The following is a 17,793-nucleotide window of genomic DNA, read 5'->3' on the forward strand; positions in this document are numbered from 1 at the left end:
AAACGATGAAAAACTTATATATAATTCTAATTTCTGGACTTTTAACAGCTTGCGGAAATACAGAAACAACAGAACAGATAACAGAAACATCGGCCACTCACACTGATGAAATTCAAATAACAAACGCTCAATTTAAAAGCGAAGGTATGGAACTTGGTACTCTATCCGAACACGCTTTTGATGAAACAGTACGAGTAAACGGGATGATTGATGTACCTCCACATAACAAATCTCGTATAACCACTTATATGGGTGGTTATGTTACCAAAACACCTTTATTGGTTGGCGACCGTGTTAAAAAGGGGCAATTATTAGTAACGTTGGAAAACACGGAATATGTAGAATTGCAACAAGAATATTTACAGGTTTCCGAACAATTAGACTTTTTAAAAAATGAATATACACGTCAAAAAACCTTGTTTGATGAAAAGATAACCTCCGAAAAAAACTATCTGAAAGCCGAAAGTACATACAAAAGTAGTTTAGCCCATGCCAATGGATTGGCAAAAAAGTTAGAAATGCTTAATTTAAATCCGAAGGCAGTTTTAGATGGTCGTATTACAACAACTATCAATATCTATGCGCCTATTGAAGGTTCTGTAACTAGAGTAAATGTTAGTAATGGCATGTTTGTTTCTGCTAGCGATGAAATTATGGAACTTGTAGATGTAGACCACATTCATTTAGAGCTATCGGTATTTGAAAAGGACATTATGAAAATAAAAAAAGGTCAGAAAATAACGTTTACAATTCCTGAAGCATCTGACAAAGTCTATACAGCTGATGTGCATTTGGTTGGCACCACAATAGATGAAACTAGCAGACGCGTTAAAGTTCATGGCCATCTTAATAATGAAGAAACTAATTTTATCGTTGGTATGTTTGTAGAAGCAGACATTCATTTAAATCAAGCAACTGCATGGGCTTTACCTGAAGAAGCAGTTATTGAATCAGGTAATCAAAATTATATTTTAGTCTTGGATAAACAAACCCAGGACGGTTACATTTTTCACAAAAAAGAAGTAGCAATTGGCAAGCAAACAGAAAATTATTTACAAATATTACATCCTGAAAAGCTCACTAAAAGCAACATAATTATTAAAGGCACGAGTATGCTACTTAATGAGGCTGAAGGTGGCCACAGTCACTAATTCATTAAACCATGTCAGAAAATCATAAACATACACTCTTAATATTTGGTAAGCGTACCGAATTGTATTTCTCAATTTTATGCGGAGTCTTTCTGGCAACCGGTTTTTTATTGGATAAATTGAGCCAGCTATCTGATACCTTAATTGTAGTTAGCTATATTATTTCCTATGGCTTTGGCGCCTATTTTATTAGCATTGAAGCATATCATAAATTACGAAGAGGCTTGTTTGAAATCGATTTTCTAATGATTGCAGCGGCTCTAGGAGCAGCCTATATTGGAAGTTGGGCAGAAGGCTCACTTTTGTTATTCCTATTTAGTTTGGGGCATGCTTTAGAACATTACGCCATGAATAGAGCTGAAAAATCTATCAAAGCATTAGGTAATTTATCACCAAAGACAGCTTTCCTGAAGCAGGGAAACACACTCAAAGAAATACCAATAGAGAATCTTAAAATCAATGACATAATTGTTGTAAAACCCAATTCTAAAATTGCAGCTGATGGTGTCATAATCAATGGAACTAGCAGTATTAACCAAGCTCCAATAACAGGTGAAAGTATACCTGTAGACAAATCTGCCATCCAAGACCATAAACAACCATTAGATTTTAATGCTATAGACAAAAGCCACATCGTTTTTTCTGGAACTATAAATGGCGATAACAAATTGGAAGTACACGTTTTAAAACTCACAAAGGATTCCACTGTTTCCCGACTTATCAACTTGGTAAATGAAGTAGAAACCCAAAAATCGCCAACCCAAAGACGCACTAAAAAATTTGAAAAAATATATGTGCCTATCGTTATTATTTTGGTCACTATTTTATGCTTTGCCTTTTTAGTTATTAATGAATCTTTTCAAACAAGTCTATATCGTGCTATTACAGTTTTAGTTGCGGCCAGCCCTTGTGCTTTAGCTATTTCAACACCAAGTGCCGTTTTAAGTGGTATTGCAAGAGCTGCACAACGTGGTGTGCTTATTAAAGGCGGAAAAGCTCTGGAAGATTTAGGCACAATAACTACCATAGCATTTGATAAAACAGGCACTTTAACCGAAGGGCAACCCAAGTTAAAACAACTAATAGCTTTTAACAATTTCAACTTAAAGGAACTCTATAAGTTAGTGTATGATGTAGAACGATTAAGTAACCATCCGTTAGCAAGAGCAATTGCTAATGCCATTAAAAACCAAGAACAGTTTGATGATGAAAATAATGCTGCAAATGTTCAGGCTATTCAAGGTAAAGGCATTCAAGCAAGTTATAAGAATGAGCCTGTTTATATTGGAAATTTAAAACTAATTACGGATCAAGACATTCCTATTTCTAAAACTATTGAAAACCAAATAAACAAAAACCTTGAAGCTGGTGAAACCGTCATGTTAGTCGGTTATAAAAATCAAATTATTGGCTTAATTAGCGTTATGGATGTTCCTAGAAAATCAGCATCTCAAACACTACAAAGACTTAAAGAAATAGGTATTAAACGCCTGATTATGCTAACTGGCGACCATAAACGAGTTGGACAAGCCATTGCACAACAAATTGGATTAACCGAAGCTAGAGGCAACCTATTACCTGAAGATAAGGTTGAAGCCATTCGGGAGCTCATTGCACGCAACGGCAAAGTTGCCATGGTTGGCGATGGCGTAAACGATGCTCCAGCTATGGCATTAAGTACCGTAAGCATTGCCATGGGAGCAGCCGGTAGCGATGTGGCTCTAGAAACGGCTGATGTAGCTTTAATGTCCGACAAATTAGAAATGTTACCATTTGTTATTGGATTAAGTCGAAAATCCAAGCGGATTATAAATCAAAATATCTTTATCAGTTTGGGAGTAGTAGCTATACTTGTAACTGTAACCATACTAGGATTAACCAACATTGGTTTGGCTGTACTCTTTCATGAAGGCTCTACGATTGTAGTTGTTATAAATGCGTTGCGTTTGCTGAGTTATAAGGAAAATTAAAACTTGCTGATTTTTTATATAAATATGAATTTTAAAAACAAAAACTCCCAAGCATTTTGCTTGGGAGTTTTTAAAGTTCGTTATTTAAAATACTTTAAAGACACCTGTTTTTACAGGTATTGATTACATTTTCATTAACCACTCTTTAACGTCTACTTCTTTTTTAATAATATCACGCAAATCGGAAATCTTAACACGACTTTGCTCCATAGTATCCCGATGACGAATGGTTACCGTTTGGTCCTCCAATGTGTCATGGTCTACTGTAATACAAAATGGTGTTCCGTTGGCATCTTGACGTCTGTAACGGCGTCCTACGGCATCTTTTTCGTCGTAATCCATATTGAAATCCCATTTCAAATCATCAAAAATTTGACGGGCAATTTCTGGCAACCCATCTTTTTTAACTAAAGGCAAAATAGCCGCTTTTACAGGCGCTAATACTGCTGGCAATTTTAAAACCGTTCTGGTGGTGTTATTATCCAGTTCTTCTTCTATTAGCGAATTTGAAAATACAGCTAAAAACATCCGGTCTAAACCAATAGAGGTTTCTAAAACATACGGTGTATAACTCGCATTATCCTCATGATCAAAATACTGTAATTTTTTACCTGAAAATTCTTCGTGTTGTTTTAAATCGAAATCTGTTCGCGAGTGAATGCCTTCCAGTTCTTTAAATCCAAAAGGGAATTTAAACTCAATATCGGTTGCAGCATCTGCGTAATGGGCTAATTTTTCATGGTCATGGAAACGGTAGTTGTCGGTTCCCATACCTAATGATGTATGCCATTTCATGCGTGTTTCTTTCCAATATTCAAACCAGTCTTTTTGAGTTCCTGGTTTTATGAAAAATTGCATTTCCATTTGTTCAAATTCACGCATTCTAAAGATAAATTGTCTCGCTACAATTTCGTTTCTAAACGCTTTTCCGGTTTGTGCAATTCCAAACGGAATTTTCATACGTCCTGTTTTCTGAACATTTAAAAAGTTTACAAATATACCTTGTGCCGTTTCTGGACGTAAATATAAATCCATGGCATGTTCTGCAGAAGCGCCTAGTTTGGTTCCAAACATGAGATTAAATTGCTTCACATCTGTCCAGTTTCTAGAACCAGTAAGTGGATCCGCAATTTCTAATTCTTCAATAAGCGCCTTAACATCTGCTAAATCTTCAGCCTCCAAAGATTTTCCCATTCGGGTTAAAATCGCCTGAATCTTTTCAAAATACCCAACTACACGTGGATTGGTACTTATAAATTCTTCTCTATTAAACGCATCACCAAAACGTTTTTCAGCTTTAGCGATTTCCTTATCTATTTTTGCTTCAATTTTTGCACAGTATTCTTCTATTAAAACATCGGCACGGTAGCGTTTTTTAGAATCTTTGTTATCTATTAACGGGTCGTTAAACGCATCTACGTGTCCAGAAGCTTTCCAGGTGGTTGGATGCATAAAAATGGAGGCATCAATGCCCACAATATTATCATGCATTTGCACCATGGCCTTCCACCAATAATCGCGAATGTTCTTTTTAAGTTCTGCACCATTTTGTGCGTAATCATATACTGCACTTAATCCATCGTAGATTTCACTACTTTGAAATACGTAACCATACTCCTTTGCGTGAGAGATTACTTTTTTAAATTGATCGTCGTTGTTTGCCATAGTGCAAAAATAAAAAACCGCTTCAACTAAATGAGCGGTTTTAAGAAAAATATAATGTGATCATTAATTTAGTTTAATTTTTGAAGAACCAAGCAACTTGTTATCATGGAAAACCGCTATTAAATAATCGCCTTTTAATAACAATTTTTCTTGGTTAATATCAATTTTAGTACAGACGGCAATATCATCATTCCTATAGTTAACGGCTGTTTTCCCGCTGTAAGCTAATTTTTCTTGACCAAACTCTGCCATACCTCTATTAGAAACCATATTATGGTCAGGACCTATAATTTGAACATATAATTCCTTATTGCCATCAGAAGCGAAATCGTTTTTTAAAATTGTAAAACAGACTTCCATATTATTTACCTCTTGCGCTTTAGTGGTGGTAATATTGTATTGCGTAGGACTTGTTACCCCTGGTTTTATTGATAAATTATCGAGCGACAAGGCGGAGATTCTATCTACAAAAGCTACCAGTTCGGTATTTTGCTCGGTAAGTTTTGCTAAAGCCAACCTATTGGATTCAAGTTTCAAACTTTTCGTTTCTGATGCTTCGTTTAAAGCTGCATTTTGCTCTAAAATACTTGCAATTCTATTGAATAGATTTCTACGCTCTTGAATAAGAGTTGCTATATCTTCTTTATACTTTGAAATTAAAGGATAATCTGTTTTTACTAAATTCAAAGAATCTGAAACTGATTCTAATTTAGAATGCGCTTGTTGTAACTGCAATTTTAGCTCTTGGTTATCAACACGTTCAAAATCATGAAGTTTCATCATATTTGACAATTCACTCTGAACAAGTGTCATTTCTTGCTCCATGAATTTCTCCTGATTTTTTAATGCGTTGTAACTCGAAAAACTATACGACCCTAATACAACAATGGCTACTACCAATGATCCAATAATTAATTTGTAGTTAAATAATTGAGGGTTAACTATCATCTTAATTAAATTATGGCAACAAATCTAAAATTAAAGTTTGGTAATCAACTTTTTAATCGATAAAGAGAAAATAAACTTGTTAAAGTTCTTGTTTAAATAACAAATTGTTATGCCTTGATAAAAAGTTGTAATATATTTAGGATTAAATAATTACTTTGTTTCAGTCAGTACTTGCTTTATTTTTTCCAAAAATTTGTTATAGTTGCAATGGCTTATTGCACGATAATGAACAATATGCTTGTACCAGTTGCCGACATAATTTTCCAGTTACAAATTTTCATTTTAATAAGGATGAAACAGTGTTGAAAGTATTTTATGGTCGGATTCCTGTAGAAAACGCTACAGCACTCTTGCGCTTCGAAAAAAAAGGAATAACCCAAAACTTGATTCACAACCTAAAGTATAAAGGCTTTGAGGAAATAGGTGAATTTTTAGGCAATTGGCTTGGTGGCGAACTTCAAAACTTTCCAGAATATCAAGACATTGACATGGTTATTCCGGTTCCATTACATAAAAAGAAACTCCGAAAACGCGGTTATAATCAAGTGGCTAAATTTGGACAAGCGCTAGCTACAAGCTTAAAAGCAGAATATATAGAGGATGTTTTAGTTAAAGTTACTAATACCAGCTCTCAAGTTACCAAAAACAGATTAACACGCTGGTTGAATAATACTGAAGTTTTTAAAGTAATTAATTCCCATAAAATTGAAAATAAACATATTTTACTAGTAGATGATATCATTACAACAGGTGCTACTATGGAAGCTTGCGGAACTGTTTTATTAAAAAACGCTAATACTAGAATAAGCATTGCAACCATGGCAATAGCATAATGGATGTTTCGTTAATGATAAATATGTTGTTAATTTGCAAAAAAAGAAAAGTCGGTATGCGTCAAGCGTTTTCTCAAATAATAGTAGGTATTTTAGTGGCTTTAGTAATTGCTAGTTGTGCCAATCGTGGTACTCCAAGTGGTGGTATAAAAGACATCATTCCTCCAAAAATAACAAAATCTGAACCTGAAAATTACACGACTAATTTTACAGGTAATGAAATAAAAATTTATTTTGATGAGTATATTAAAATTAAAAATGTTTCCAAGCAGCTTATTATTTCGCCACCAATGGATCCAGCACCAGATATTACACCCTTGTCTAGTGCAAGTAAATATATTAAAATAAAAATTCTAGACACTTTAGCTCCAAACACAACCTACGCATTTAATTTTGGAAATAGTATTGTAGACAATAATGAAGAGAATCCCTATCCATTTTATAAATATGTGTTTTCAACAGGTAATTATATCGATTCGCTTTCAATAAAAGGGATTACTGTTGATGCTACTTTAAGAAAACCTGAAGATTTTATTTCGGTAATGTTATACGAGGTAGATTCTACTTACACAGATTCTATTATCTATAAGGAAAAACCAAAATATGTTACCAACACACTTGATAGTACTACAACTTTTTCTTTAGAAAATTTGAAAGCTGGCAAATACAAACTGATAGCCTTAAAAGATAATAATCAAGATTATAAATTTCAGCCACAAACCGATAAAATAGCCTTTCAGGAAGGATTTATAGACGTACCTGTAGATTCGACCACATCATTTACTTTAAAATTATTTTCTGAAAATTTAGACACAAAAATTACCAGACCACGTTTAGTTTCTGGTGAAAAAATTGTTTTTCCTTTTGAAGGTGATTATAACAATATGAAAATAAAAGCTGCTGGAACCCTTCCAGAAGGTTTTGTAAGCCGTTTAACTAAAGATACAAAAGCAGATAGTTTATATTATTGGTATAAACCACGATTAGAAGTTGACTCAATTCAATTTAATGTAACGAACACCAATTACAACCAAGATTTTACTGTAAAATTAAGCGAACAAAAACGGGACACCATGAATATTCAGGTGGAGCCAAAAAGTCTTTTAAATTTTAATGATGAGTTTAAAATTACCAACGCTATTCCTTTTACTAAATTTGAAAAAGATAAAGTAACCATTTTGGATAAAGATTCGATTGCGGTAAATTATAACGTAAAGTTAGATTCGTTAACCAATAGCTATATTTTAAATTTTGAGAAAAAAGAAAGTGAAAAATACCAAATTCAATTATTACCAGAAGCTTTAACCGACTTTTTCGATAATAAAAACGACACGTTAAACTATCAACTAACAACTAAAACATATGCTGACTATGGTAATGTTCGTGTGGAATTACAAAACGCTACTTACCCAATAATTGCGCAAATAACAGATGATAAAGGGGATGTTATTGCCGAACAATACAGCACAAAACCAGAGCCTATTGATTTTAGACATCTTAAAACAGGTATTTTCTATTTACGTGTAATTTTTGATGCGAATAAAAACAAAAAATACGACTCTGGAAACTACTTAAAAAACCAGCAACCAGAACGCGTAAGCTATTATAAAGACAAATTAGATATTCGTGCTAATTTTGATAACATCTACACGTTTACATTATTTTAAACTGATCGCGATCTTCTAGAAATTTCAGTTTATTTCTATAACGTGCAATGTGGGTTTTATCTAACGTAATTATTTCAATATGATCCTTGTTTGGCCGTATAGGTGTGATGTTATTCCCTAACACATCATACACTGCCGAATGCCCAGAATATTCGTTTTGAGCTGCATCTTCGCCAATCCTATTTACACCAACACCATAGCACATGTTTTCAATAGCACGTGCTTTTAACAAAGCATCCCAAGCAGCAATACGCGGTTTTGGCCAATTAGCTACATATATTAAGGCATCATAGTCTGTAGTATTTCTGGACCAAACAGGAAACCGTAAATCGTAGCAAATTTGTAAACAAATATTCCAATCTTTATAATTTACTATTACTTGTTCCTGACCAGAAGTAAACACTTTATCCTCACCTGCTAATGAAAATGTATGACGCTTATCATATGTTTTATGTGTGCCATCAGGAAATGCAAAAACCATTCGGTTATAATACTGGTTATTTTCTTCAATAATTAGACTTCCTGTAACGGCAGCTCCAGTTTCAGTAGCTCTTTTTTTCATCCATAAAACAGATTCCCCTTCCATAGATTCCGCCACAGCTTTCGCATTCATAGTAAAACCAGTTGTAAACATTTCGGGTAATACAATTAAATCAATGGGTAGTTTTATACCTTGTATTTTAGCTTTAAAATGTTTTCTATTTGCTTTAGGATCTTCCCAAATCAAATGTGTTTGAATAATGGCTAACTTTAATTGGTTACTCATCCATTAAATTATTAAGTTTCTGTTCCGTTTCTTTTAATTTATCAGACAAATCATTTATTTTTTTTGTCCATTTGGCGTCATCTTTTGTGGAAAAACCTTCCTTTTTACGAAGCCTTTTATAGCTCTTTTGAGCTTGATTTAAGTCTTTATTCGCTTGAATATAATTTTCTCTAGCTTCTTTTGTTGCTTCTAATTTCTCCTGTATAGCCTCTGCTTGCTCATCAGCTTCTTCAAGTGCTTTTTCGGCCTCCTCACGAGCCTCCTCAATTGCTTCTTGCTGTGCTAATAATTCATCCTCAGACTCTAACCGCCTATTTAAAGTGGTAACTATATGGTCTTTTTCCGAGTCAGATATTTTAGAGGTTACATCTTTTCCATCTTTATAATAGGTATCACCTTTAACCTCATAAATCTCTCCCGAGTCTGTAATAACTTGGTGTGTTGTTCCACAAGAACTTACAGTTATCACCATTGTTAAAGATACTATTTTAAGATATTTCATCATTATTTTTTTTGTTTTAAAAATTACACTTTTTAAAAATAGTTTCAGTACTAATTGATACTAATTTTTTAAAATTAGACATTTTATAACCTGTTTAAAATATGAGCAGCTTTTTCAAGGGTTTCATTGGTTTTAGCAAAGCAAAATCGTAATACCTTGTCATCTTTATTTCCTAGGTTAAAGACAGATAATGGAATGGATGCTAAACCCTGTTTAATTGTTAATTGTTTGGCAAAATCAACATCATAATCATCGGTAATTTCAGAATAATTTAACACTTGGAAATAGGTGCCTTGCGCTGGTTGAAATGTGAATTTAGAATCTTTAATAAGGCTTAAAAAATAGTCGCGTTTTTCTTGATAGAAACCGGTTAACTGTAAATAATGCTCGGGCGATTCCAAATATTCTGCCAAGCCTTTTTGCATGGCACTATTTACTGAAAACACATTAAACTGATGTACTTTTTGAAATTCCATCATTAAGGCTTTAGGCGCGCAACAATACCCCATTTTCCAACCCGTATTATGAAACGTTTTTCCAAAAGAAGCGACAATAAAACTGCGTTGCTTTAAATCTGGAAATAAACAGACACTTTGATGCTTTAAACCATCAAAAATCATGTGTTCGTAAACCTCATCGCTCAACACAATAATATCAGTTTCTGCGGTTATTTCTTGTAACTTTAACAGATCATTATGTGTTAAAATCGTTCCACTAGGATTGTGAGGTGTGTTGATTATTATCATCTTTGTTTTATGGGAAATTTGCTGTTTTACGGCATCCCAATTTACTGAATAATCAGGTGCTTCCAGTTGAATAGCAATAGGTTTTCCGCCATTAATTTTAATAGCAGGTTCATAACAATCATAAGCAGGTTTAAAAATAAGCACCTCATCATCAGCATGAATAAACGCCGAAATAATGGTATATATAGCTTGAGTTGCTCCTGCTGTAACGGTTATGTCGGTTTCAGGGTTATAATTGGTATTGTATAATAATTCAAATTTTTTAGAAATAGCTTCACGTAATTCCAAAAGCCCTGCCATAGGTGCATATTGATTATAACCTGAATTCATAGCTTTTGAAACTAAATCTATTAGCTTCTGATCGCTTTTAAAATTCGGAAAACCTTGCGATAAATTGATAGCATCATGTTGTTTCGCTAATGCACTCATCACTGAAAAAATACTGGTTTCAACCTGTGGTAATTTGGAAATATGTTTCATACTTGTAAAGATAATAAGTTAAATCTTACTTCTAGATACATCCTGATTATAAATAGGACTATTCGAATTGACGAAAATAAAACAGAAGTAAAATAAGTAGCAATAACTTTTTTATATTTACCAGATAAAAATAAAGACCATGAAATTATTCAGATTACTAGTACTTCTTATTGTTTTTCAAGCATCCGCACAACAAGGTGGTATGTGGATTCCGTCGCTTTTAGAAGGTATGAATGAAAACGAAATGACTGCTTTAGGAAGTAAATTAACTGCTAAAGACATTTATGATGTTAACAACTCTAGCTTAAAGGATGCCATTGGACATTTTAATGGTGGCTGTACAAGTGAAGTCATTTCCGATAAAGGTTTAATTCTAACCAATCATCATTGTGGGTTTGGACAAATCCAATCGCATTCGTCATTAGAAAACGACTATTTAAAAGATGGCTTTTGGGCTACGAATTTAGAGGACGAATTGCCAAACGACGGTTTGTATATCGAATTTATTGTACGTATTGAAGATATCACAACGCAGGCATTAGCTGGTGTTACAGAGAACATGACAGAACGCGAAAAGCAATCTACTATAGATAAAAACACCAACACGCTTCAAACTCAAGTAAACAAAGAAGCTTGGCAAGACACCAAAGTCAAATCGTTTTTCAAAGGGAATCAGTATTTCTTATTTGTAACCGAACGTTTTGAGGATATTCGTTTAGTTGGTGCTCCTCCAACCAGTATTGGAAAATTTGGTAGCGACACAGATAACTGGGTATTTCCTAGACATACTGGCGATTTTTCCATGTTCCGTATTTATGCTGATAAAAACAATAAACCAGCAAAATACAGTAAAGACAATGTACCATACAAACCCAAACACTATTTACCCATTTCTTTAGATGGTATTGAAGAAGGCGATTTTACAATGGTTTTTGGTTTCCCAGGAACAACAGACGAATATTTGCCTGCTGTAGCTATTGAACATATTACCCAAGAATTTAACCCGAGCAATATTGCTATTCGTGAAGCCGCTTTAAAAGTAATTGATGCTGAAATGAAAGTGAATGATGAGGTTCGTATTAAATATGCCTCTAAGCAAGCACGTATTGCTAATGCTTGGAAAAAATGGATAGGTGAAAATTTAGGTATTAAAAAGAGTAATGCAGTAGCAGAACGTCGTGCTTTTGAAGCTACTTTTACCAAAGCCTTAAAAGAAAAAGGTTTGGAAGATAAATACGGTCATATACTGCCAGATTTTGATAGATTATATAAAGATTTTTCAGAAGTAAATATCAAGCGTCGAAACTTTATTGAAGTCTTTTTGGTAACCAATGAGCTCATGACCATGACCTTTAGAGCGTATCAAGTAGAGCAAGCTTTACAACGCGATCCAGAAAGTATGGATAAAAATCGCGCATACATAACAGGTGTCTTAGAAGGGATTCATAAAGACTATAGCGAGAAAGTTGACAGAGGTGTTTTTGAAAACGTGATGCCTTTTTATACAGATAATGTACAGGCTTCAATTTATGATACGACTGCCTTTACCAATTTAGATTCGGCCTTAGCGCTTTTTGAAGGATCTGCAGACGATGTCATTAAGAAATTAAATAATGATGCCGCTTACAGCTATGCCAAACCGTTTATTGAAGATTTTTTCAATAATCTAAATCCAGAATTTCAACAAAAAAATGAGCCTATTACAGCGCTTCAAACCGAATATATGACAGCGCTTATGAAAGCTTTACCTAACGAACGCTACTTTCCAGATGCCAATGGAACCTTACGTGTTACCTATGGTCAAGTTCGTGGATATGCACCCAGAGATGCTGTATATTACAATCCTGTGAGTTATTTAGATGGTGTCATTGAAAAATACATTCCTGGCGATTATGAGTTTGATGTACCGCAAAAATTAATTGAACTTTACGAAACAAAAGATTATGGCCAATATGCTGACAGTAACGGAAAAGTACCCGTTTGCTTTTTAGGGACCAATCACACAACTGGTGGAAATTCTGGAAGTCCAGCTATTGATGCCCATGGAAATTTAGTGGGTTTAAATTTTGATCGCGTTTGGGAAGGTACCATGAGTGATATGAATTACGATCCAGAAATTTGCCGAAATATTATGGTCGATTTACGCTACGTTTTATTCATCGTTGATAAATATGCTGGTGCCAAACATTTAATTGATGAAATGACTTTGGTTCATCCAAAAAGTGGAAAAAGTAAGTCTAAAAACAAGAAGAAAGTTAAGAATTAATTCGTTGTTATTAGCAAAAAAAGCCTCACGGAATATAAAAACTGTGAGGCTTTTTTTATGCTTAGATGCGAATAAAAATTAGGGTGTTTCTATTATTTTAAAAGTCGTTATCATTTGAATAACTTGAGGCAAATAGTTGTCAAAATCTTTGTCAGTAGCCGAATAATTAATCACATAGCTTTGATTGTTGTAATTGAAAAGTGCTTTTAGCTTATATTGAATTTGATCACCAAACGTATTAGCATATTTCATTAAATAGTATTTTCCATAAATAGGATGAAATTCAGATTCATATTCCAGTTTATTATTTCCTCTTTCTTTCCAGCCTTTAATATGTATTTGCAAAGCGTCATCTACATTCTTGCTTTTATAGTTTTCAATATCAAGGGCAAGCACATAAACATAGCAAGGACCATAATTTTCCATTGATGGTTTAATATTAATTGGAGAATGTACTAATTCATTATGTGTTCCATAAAATGAGCACCACTTTTCTGGAATGGTCAATTCATAATTTTTTATTAATGTTTTTAGTTCACTCCTATCTAAGCAAACAAATTGTTTTGGTTTATCTCTAGTAGATCCACATCCCAATGCTGCAATCAACATCAGTATTACTAATACCAAGTTTTTTATTTTCATAGGTGAAATTTCGCTTTTATACTTGAGTTTTATTTTAATTCTAAATTTAGAAAAATTAATTTGAACTGCTTATTAGTATTTGTTTCTTTACGGGATAATGCAGATTAATTAAAATGAACAAGGAAAACAAAAAAGAACTTGATAAACAAGAATCTGAAATTAGAAAAAATTTATTTCTAGTTTTTATTCCGGTTTTAATATTGATTTCACTTATCGTGGTTTACCAAAATAACTCGCTAGAACATAATAAATCAGAATATGAACAAAGTAGAAATACTGAATTTAGCGGAATAATAGTAAAAAAAAAGACAAGAGGGAGATTATATTCGAGCTGGAAAATTCGTCTTATTAGATAACCATCATGAACAAAGAATTCAAAACGATACATATTACAGAGTTCAAATTGGAGATTCCGTTTATAAAGAGAAGGGAATCGATTCAGTTTATTTCTTATTAAATAATGGTGAAATAATAGTTGAAGATTATAATAAATATTTAAGAGAAAAATATTACAAATTGTCAAATGAAGATTAAGCCAAAAATCATTCAAATGAAACCAACAACGCCAATCCCTACCGAACCTTGCAATAAAGAAAACATCAAGATAATAGTTGATGGTATAAACGACTATAATTTAAATCAGGTTTCTGCAATTTCAGATATTTGGACACGTTTGGAGTTTGTTCCTAAAGACGAAAGTGGCATTAAATTTTCCGAAATATTATGGTCGATTTACGCTACGTTTTATTTATAGTTGATAAATATGCTGGTGCCAAACATTTAATTGATGAAATGACTTTGGTTCATCCAAAAAGTGGAAAAAGTAAGTCTAAAAACAAGAAGAAAGTTAAGAATTAATTCGTTGTTATTAGCAAAAAAAGCCTCACGGAATATAAAAACTGTGAGGCTTTTTTTTAACAAATATTTAAAAACCAATACGTCCAAATTATCCTTACATTTGATTTCTAAATACTTACAAAAATGAAACACGTATTTACGCTCTTTACAATACTGCTCACGTTCCAAATGCTTATGTCCCAATCCTTAAACAAACAGGTAAAAGATGAGGAAGGTAAAGACATGCTTTTAGGCACCATTAATAAAACAGGGTTAACGCAAGCACCTTTTAACGAGTGGTTTGATAAAAATTATAAAGACTACGCGGTAAATGACAAAATTGTAAAACAGCTGAAAGATTCTTTAAACCAATATACCATTAAAGCTTTTTTAGGCACTTGGTGTGGTGATAGTAAACGTGAAGTGCCGCACTTTTATAGTGTATTGGAAACGGCCGACTTTCCTATGAATCAATTAGAAGTTATTGCTTTAGACCATGCAGATACAGCTTATAAAAAAGGACCAAATGGTGAAGAAAAAGGCCTAAATATTCACCGCGTACCAACCTTTATTTTTTATAAAAATGGTGAGGAAGTGAATCGGATTGTGGAGTTTCCTAACGAAACATTGGAGCGCGATATGCTAAAAATTGTAAACCAAGAACGTTACTACCCACATTACTATGTGGCCAATACCTTGTTTAATTTTATAGAGAAAAACAGCTTGGAAGACCTTAAGAAGAGTGAACCTAATTTTCTGGCCACGTTTTTAGAATACTCGGAAGGCAGTAAAGAATTAAATACACTTGGAAATGTTTTTTACTATGACAAACAATTTGACAAAGCTGCGTATGTTTTTGATTTAAATGCCAAGCTATTTCCTAATCGCCATATTGTTTACACCAGCTTGGGAAAATTAGAATTTGAAACTAAAAATTATGCAGAAGCCTTAAAAAATTATTATCAGTCCTTAAGCCTATTTCCTGATGATGCCAATGCTTTGGAAATGATTGAGAAGATTAAGGCTGCTGACAAAGAAAGTAAGAGATAGCTTCTCGATACATCCCGATTATAAATCAGGACACTCGAAGTGACGGAAAAGTCAATTTCATTGCATACTAAAAGAAATAGACCTCACAGTTCCAAAAATCAGAATTGTGAGGTCTTTACTATTTTACAAAAACGTGTTTTATACGTTATGTTGCATACGTATGGTTCATACCTTTTTTTTCTACAAAGTATTTAATGATATATATAATTGAGCCAAAAATAGGCACAAAAATCACAAACAGCGTCCATAAAAGTTTGAACAACGGTTTTTGTTCGTTTTTAAATATGAATACTAAACTTGTTAAAAATAAGGCTAATGCAAGAATTGCACTAATAATTAAAATTACTGGATTTACTATAGTCATAATTTTAAGCGGTTAAGATTTGGATGACATTTCAAGTTTTTAAAATCATTTGAATTTTGAATGAAGATAAAATAAAATTTGTGGATAGAAAAATTCTATTGATTTACTTTAACCAGTCAGGTCTTTCTTTTTTAAATAATTTCCATTTTCTTCAATAAGAAACTCGCATTCATATTCTGGCAAATGCCTTTTTTAAATTTATAATCGAAAAAGAGCTCGTCATTAATAATTTGTGCATCGAAATAGTAGTTTTTTACGGGCTCTAATTCGGTTTCTATTGTGCATAAACTTAAATCGTGCGTCGCAATAATACCTGTGGCATTGGAAGCCACTAACTTCTCAACAAACTTTTTAGAGCCAATGGCTTTATCGGTGGAATTCGTTCCTTTTAAAATTTCATCTAGAATAATAAAATAGGGTTCTTTCTGAATCGCGTCTACAATAAATTTTAAGCGCGTTAATTCCGAAAAGAAATAACTACTATCATCCGTTAGCGAATCGCTGGTACGCATGCTTGTAATTAATTTAATGGGTTGGTAATTGCTGGACGTAGCACAAACTGGTAAACCCACATTTGCCATAACAATATGTAAGGAAACGGTTCTTAAAAACGTACTTTTCCCAGCCATATTTGCACCTGTGACAATAAAAAATTCTTGGTTGTTTATGGTTAAATCACTAGCCACCCGTTTTTTCGCATCCAATAATGGATGTCCTAAATGTTTGGCTTCAATAGTAGTTTCTTTAGTAACAATAGTTGGGAACACGTAATTTGGATGATTAAAAGCATAATTTCCTAAACTATTATAGGCGTCGAAAAATGAAACCACTTCAAACCAGTGCGCTACAGTTTCATGATATTGTACTATCCACTGCTCTACTTTATAGCTATTTTTTAAATCGGTTAGAAAAAAGCCATTTCCTAAAATAGCAGAAATAAAGTTATTTCTATTATCTAAAGCATCCAAATGTTTGGAAAACTTGGCAAATATTTCCGATGCTTTATGATGTTTTAGTTTAATTTGAGTTTGCTTGTCTTTTAATAAACTAGAGGTGAATGTTTCTTGTTCTATTTGATTTAAAAGGGTTGCATATTGTCTAAAGGTGTCCTTTACTTTATCAGTATTACTGGCTAGATGGTTTATTTTTTTTAAAAATACACCTGTTATAACCAAACCAAAAAGCAACCAATAAGCAATGAGTGAAGCTGCTACGACATCAAATAATGAAAGTGCCACAACTACTACTGAAGCCAAGCTAAAAACCAAGGGAAACCAACTCATCATTTTTGGTAAAAATACCTGGTGATTTTTCAGCCATTCTATAATTTTTACTGCTGGTGTTTCCACATGGATTAAGGATGCAACAGCCGAAAAATGTTGTCGCCAATCGGGTTTATCGGCTAATTCTTTAATGGCTTCTTGACGGGTTTCTACATGGGTAATATCATTTGCATTTAAAGCAGTGGCAAGTGTTTGGGTTCCTTCATTTATGGACGTTCTATTTATAAATTGAAAGAAGGAGCCTTTTCCAAATAAATCGATGTCTAAACTGTAAAAATGGGTCGGATTTTGAAACTCCAAACCTGTTGGTCGCTCATGAAATATACCTGAACCAATTGCCAATTCCTCTTCATTTAAAGCAACAAGTGCTTTATGAAGGTTCCGTTTGTATTTAATATCGGTATATTTAGCTAATGTAAAAATGAATAAGGCAGTTCCTAAAATTCCGATACCTGTAGCAATTTGCCAATTATGAAACGTAAGATATACAGCTATTACTGTTGCTAAAAAAATTCCCAAACGTAACATGCTAAATGTAAAAAGTTTTTTATTGAGTGTTTTTACAGCTGTTTGGTGATTTTCTAGTTGTTCTTGGTAATAGGAATTTGGCTTTTGTGTCATGT

15 protein-coding genes and 1 pseudogene are annotated in these 17,793 nt (G+C 33.3%); 8 read left to right on the forward strand and 8 right to left on the reverse strand.

The genetic code is table 11. The features are described from left to right. Positions 1-5 precede the first annotated feature (5 nt). Together BM239_RS01920 and BM239_RS01925 are read left to right on the forward strand one after the other, a co-directional pair. Positions 6-1,151: an efflux RND transporter periplasmic adaptor subunit gene (locus tag BM239_RS01920; RefSeq protein ID WP_092205958.1), complete on the forward strand. Its 1,146-nt coding sequence runs from the start codon at positions 6-8 to the stop codon at positions 1,149-1,151. Positions 1,152-1,162: 11 nt separating this feature from the next. After that, entirely contained in the window at positions 1,163-3,121 is a 1,959-nt protein-coding gene (locus BM239_RS01925) for a heavy metal translocating P-type ATPase (RefSeq protein ID WP_092205959.1), read from the forward strand. Positions 3,122-3,244: 123 nt separating this feature from the next. On the opposite strand, the gene BM239_RS01930 is transcribed toward BM239_RS01925, so the two are convergent. Further along, positions 3,245-4,786, reverse strand: coding sequence for a glycine--tRNA ligase (locus BM239_RS01930; RefSeq protein ID WP_092205960.1), 1,542 nt, complete (start codon positions 4,784-4,786; stop codon positions 3,245-3,247). Positions 4,787-4,849: 63 nt separating this feature from the next. Next, the gene (locus BM239_RS01935) at positions 4,850-5,734 is read right to left on the reverse strand and encodes a hypothetical protein (protein ID WP_092205961.1); all 885 of its coding nucleotides are present in this window, start codon (positions 5,732-5,734) and stop codon (positions 4,850-4,852) included. A gap of 299 nt (positions 5,735-6,033) precedes the next feature. Between BM239_RS01935 and BM239_RS01940 the strand changes: the two genes are divergently transcribed. Both BM239_RS01940 and BM239_RS01945 read left to right on the forward strand, forming a co-directional pair. Continuing rightward, positions 6,034-6,567: a ComF family protein gene (locus tag BM239_RS01940; protein ID WP_317042710.1), complete on the forward strand. Its 534-nt coding sequence runs from the start codon at positions 6,034-6,036 to the stop codon at positions 6,565-6,567. A 56-nt stretch (positions 6,568-6,623) separates the two neighbouring features. Next, on the forward strand, positions 6,624-8,234 hold the full coding sequence (locus tag BM239_RS01945) for an Ig-like domain-containing domain (RefSeq protein ID WP_092206747.1): 1,611 nt from the start codon (positions 6,624-6,626) through the stop codon (positions 8,232-8,234). Here BM239_RS01945 and BM239_RS01950 read toward each other — a convergent pair. From BM239_RS01950 to BM239_RS01960, 3 genes are all read right to left on the reverse strand, one after another. After that, positions 8,221-9,000: an amidohydrolase gene (locus tag BM239_RS01950; protein WP_092205963.1), complete on the reverse strand. Its 780-nt coding sequence runs from the start codon at positions 8,998-9,000 to the stop codon at positions 8,221-8,223. The genes BM239_RS01945 and BM239_RS01950 overlap by 14 nt on opposite strands. After that, a complete protein-coding gene (locus BM239_RS01955; protein WP_143094869.1) occupies positions 8,993-9,505 on the reverse strand; it encodes a hypothetical protein in 513 nt (170 codons plus the stop codon). Before BM239_RS01955 ends, BM239_RS01950 begins: the two co-directional genes overlap by 8 nt. Before the next feature lie 80 nt (positions 9,506-9,585). Continuing rightward, positions 9,586-10,728, reverse strand: coding sequence for a methionine aminotransferase (locus tag BM239_RS01960; protein ID WP_092205965.1), 1,143 nt, complete (start codon positions 10,726-10,728; stop codon positions 9,586-9,588). 139 nt (positions 10,729-10,867) lie between these two features. Here BM239_RS01960 and BM239_RS01965 point away from each other — a divergent pair, with 139 nt between their 5' ends. Next, positions 10,868-12,994 carry a S46 family peptidase gene (locus BM239_RS01965; RefSeq protein WP_092205966.1) on the forward strand — a complete coding sequence of 709 codons (2,127 nt, stop codon included), beginning with the start codon at positions 10,868-10,870 and terminating at the stop codon, positions 12,992-12,994. A 78-nt stretch (positions 12,995-13,072) separates the two neighbouring features. On the opposite strand, the gene BM239_RS01970 is transcribed toward BM239_RS01965, so the two are convergent. After that, positions 13,073-13,636: a hypothetical protein gene (locus BM239_RS01970; RefSeq protein ID WP_177208960.1), complete on the reverse strand. Its 564-nt coding sequence runs from the start codon at positions 13,634-13,636 to the stop codon at positions 13,073-13,075. A 550-nt stretch (positions 13,637-14,186) separates the two neighbouring features. Between BM239_RS01970 and BM239_RS01980 the strand changes: the two genes are divergently transcribed. The 3 genes and pseudogenes from BM239_RS01980 to BM239_RS01985 all read left to right on the forward strand — a co-directional run bounded on the left by BM239_RS01980 (position 14,187) and on the right by BM239_RS01985 (position 15,523). Further along, on the forward strand, positions 14,187-14,390 hold the full coding sequence (locus tag BM239_RS01980) for a hypothetical protein (RefSeq protein ID WP_143094871.1): 204 nt from the start codon (positions 14,187-14,189) through the stop codon (positions 14,388-14,390). Then, positions 14,345-14,494, forward strand: a pseudogene (locus tag BM239_RS15275) (S46 family peptidase); the annotation flags it as partial. The gene BM239_RS01980 and the pseudogene BM239_RS15275, both read left to right, overlap by 46 nt. A gap of 123 nt (positions 14,495-14,617) precedes the next feature. Beyond that, positions 14,618-15,523 carry a thioredoxin family protein gene (locus BM239_RS01985; RefSeq protein ID WP_092205970.1) on the forward strand — a complete coding sequence of 302 codons (906 nt, stop codon included), beginning with the start codon at positions 14,618-14,620 and terminating at the stop codon, positions 15,521-15,523. 145 nt (positions 15,524-15,668) lie between these two features. On the opposite strand, the gene BM239_RS01990 is transcribed toward BM239_RS01985, so the two are convergent. Together BM239_RS01990 and BM239_RS01995 are read right to left on the reverse strand one after the other, a co-directional pair. After that, complete coding sequence (locus BM239_RS01990; RefSeq protein WP_092205971.1) at positions 15,669-15,887, reverse strand: PLDc N-terminal domain-containing protein; 219 nt, start codon at positions 15,885-15,887, stop codon at positions 15,669-15,671. Positions 15,888-16,018: 131 nt separating this feature from the next. Then, positions 16,019-17,791 (reverse strand): MutS-related protein, encoded by a 1,773-nt coding sequence (locus BM239_RS01995; protein ID WP_092205972.1) that lies wholly within the window; start codon positions 17,789-17,791, stop codon positions 16,019-16,021. Positions 17,792-17,793: the final 2 nt, after the last annotated feature.

The sequence above is a fragment of the Algorimicrobium echini genome (assembly GCF_900115185.1).
GTDB lineage: Bacteria > Bacteroidota > Bacteroidia > Flavobacteriales > Flavobacteriaceae > Algorimicrobium > Algorimicrobium echini.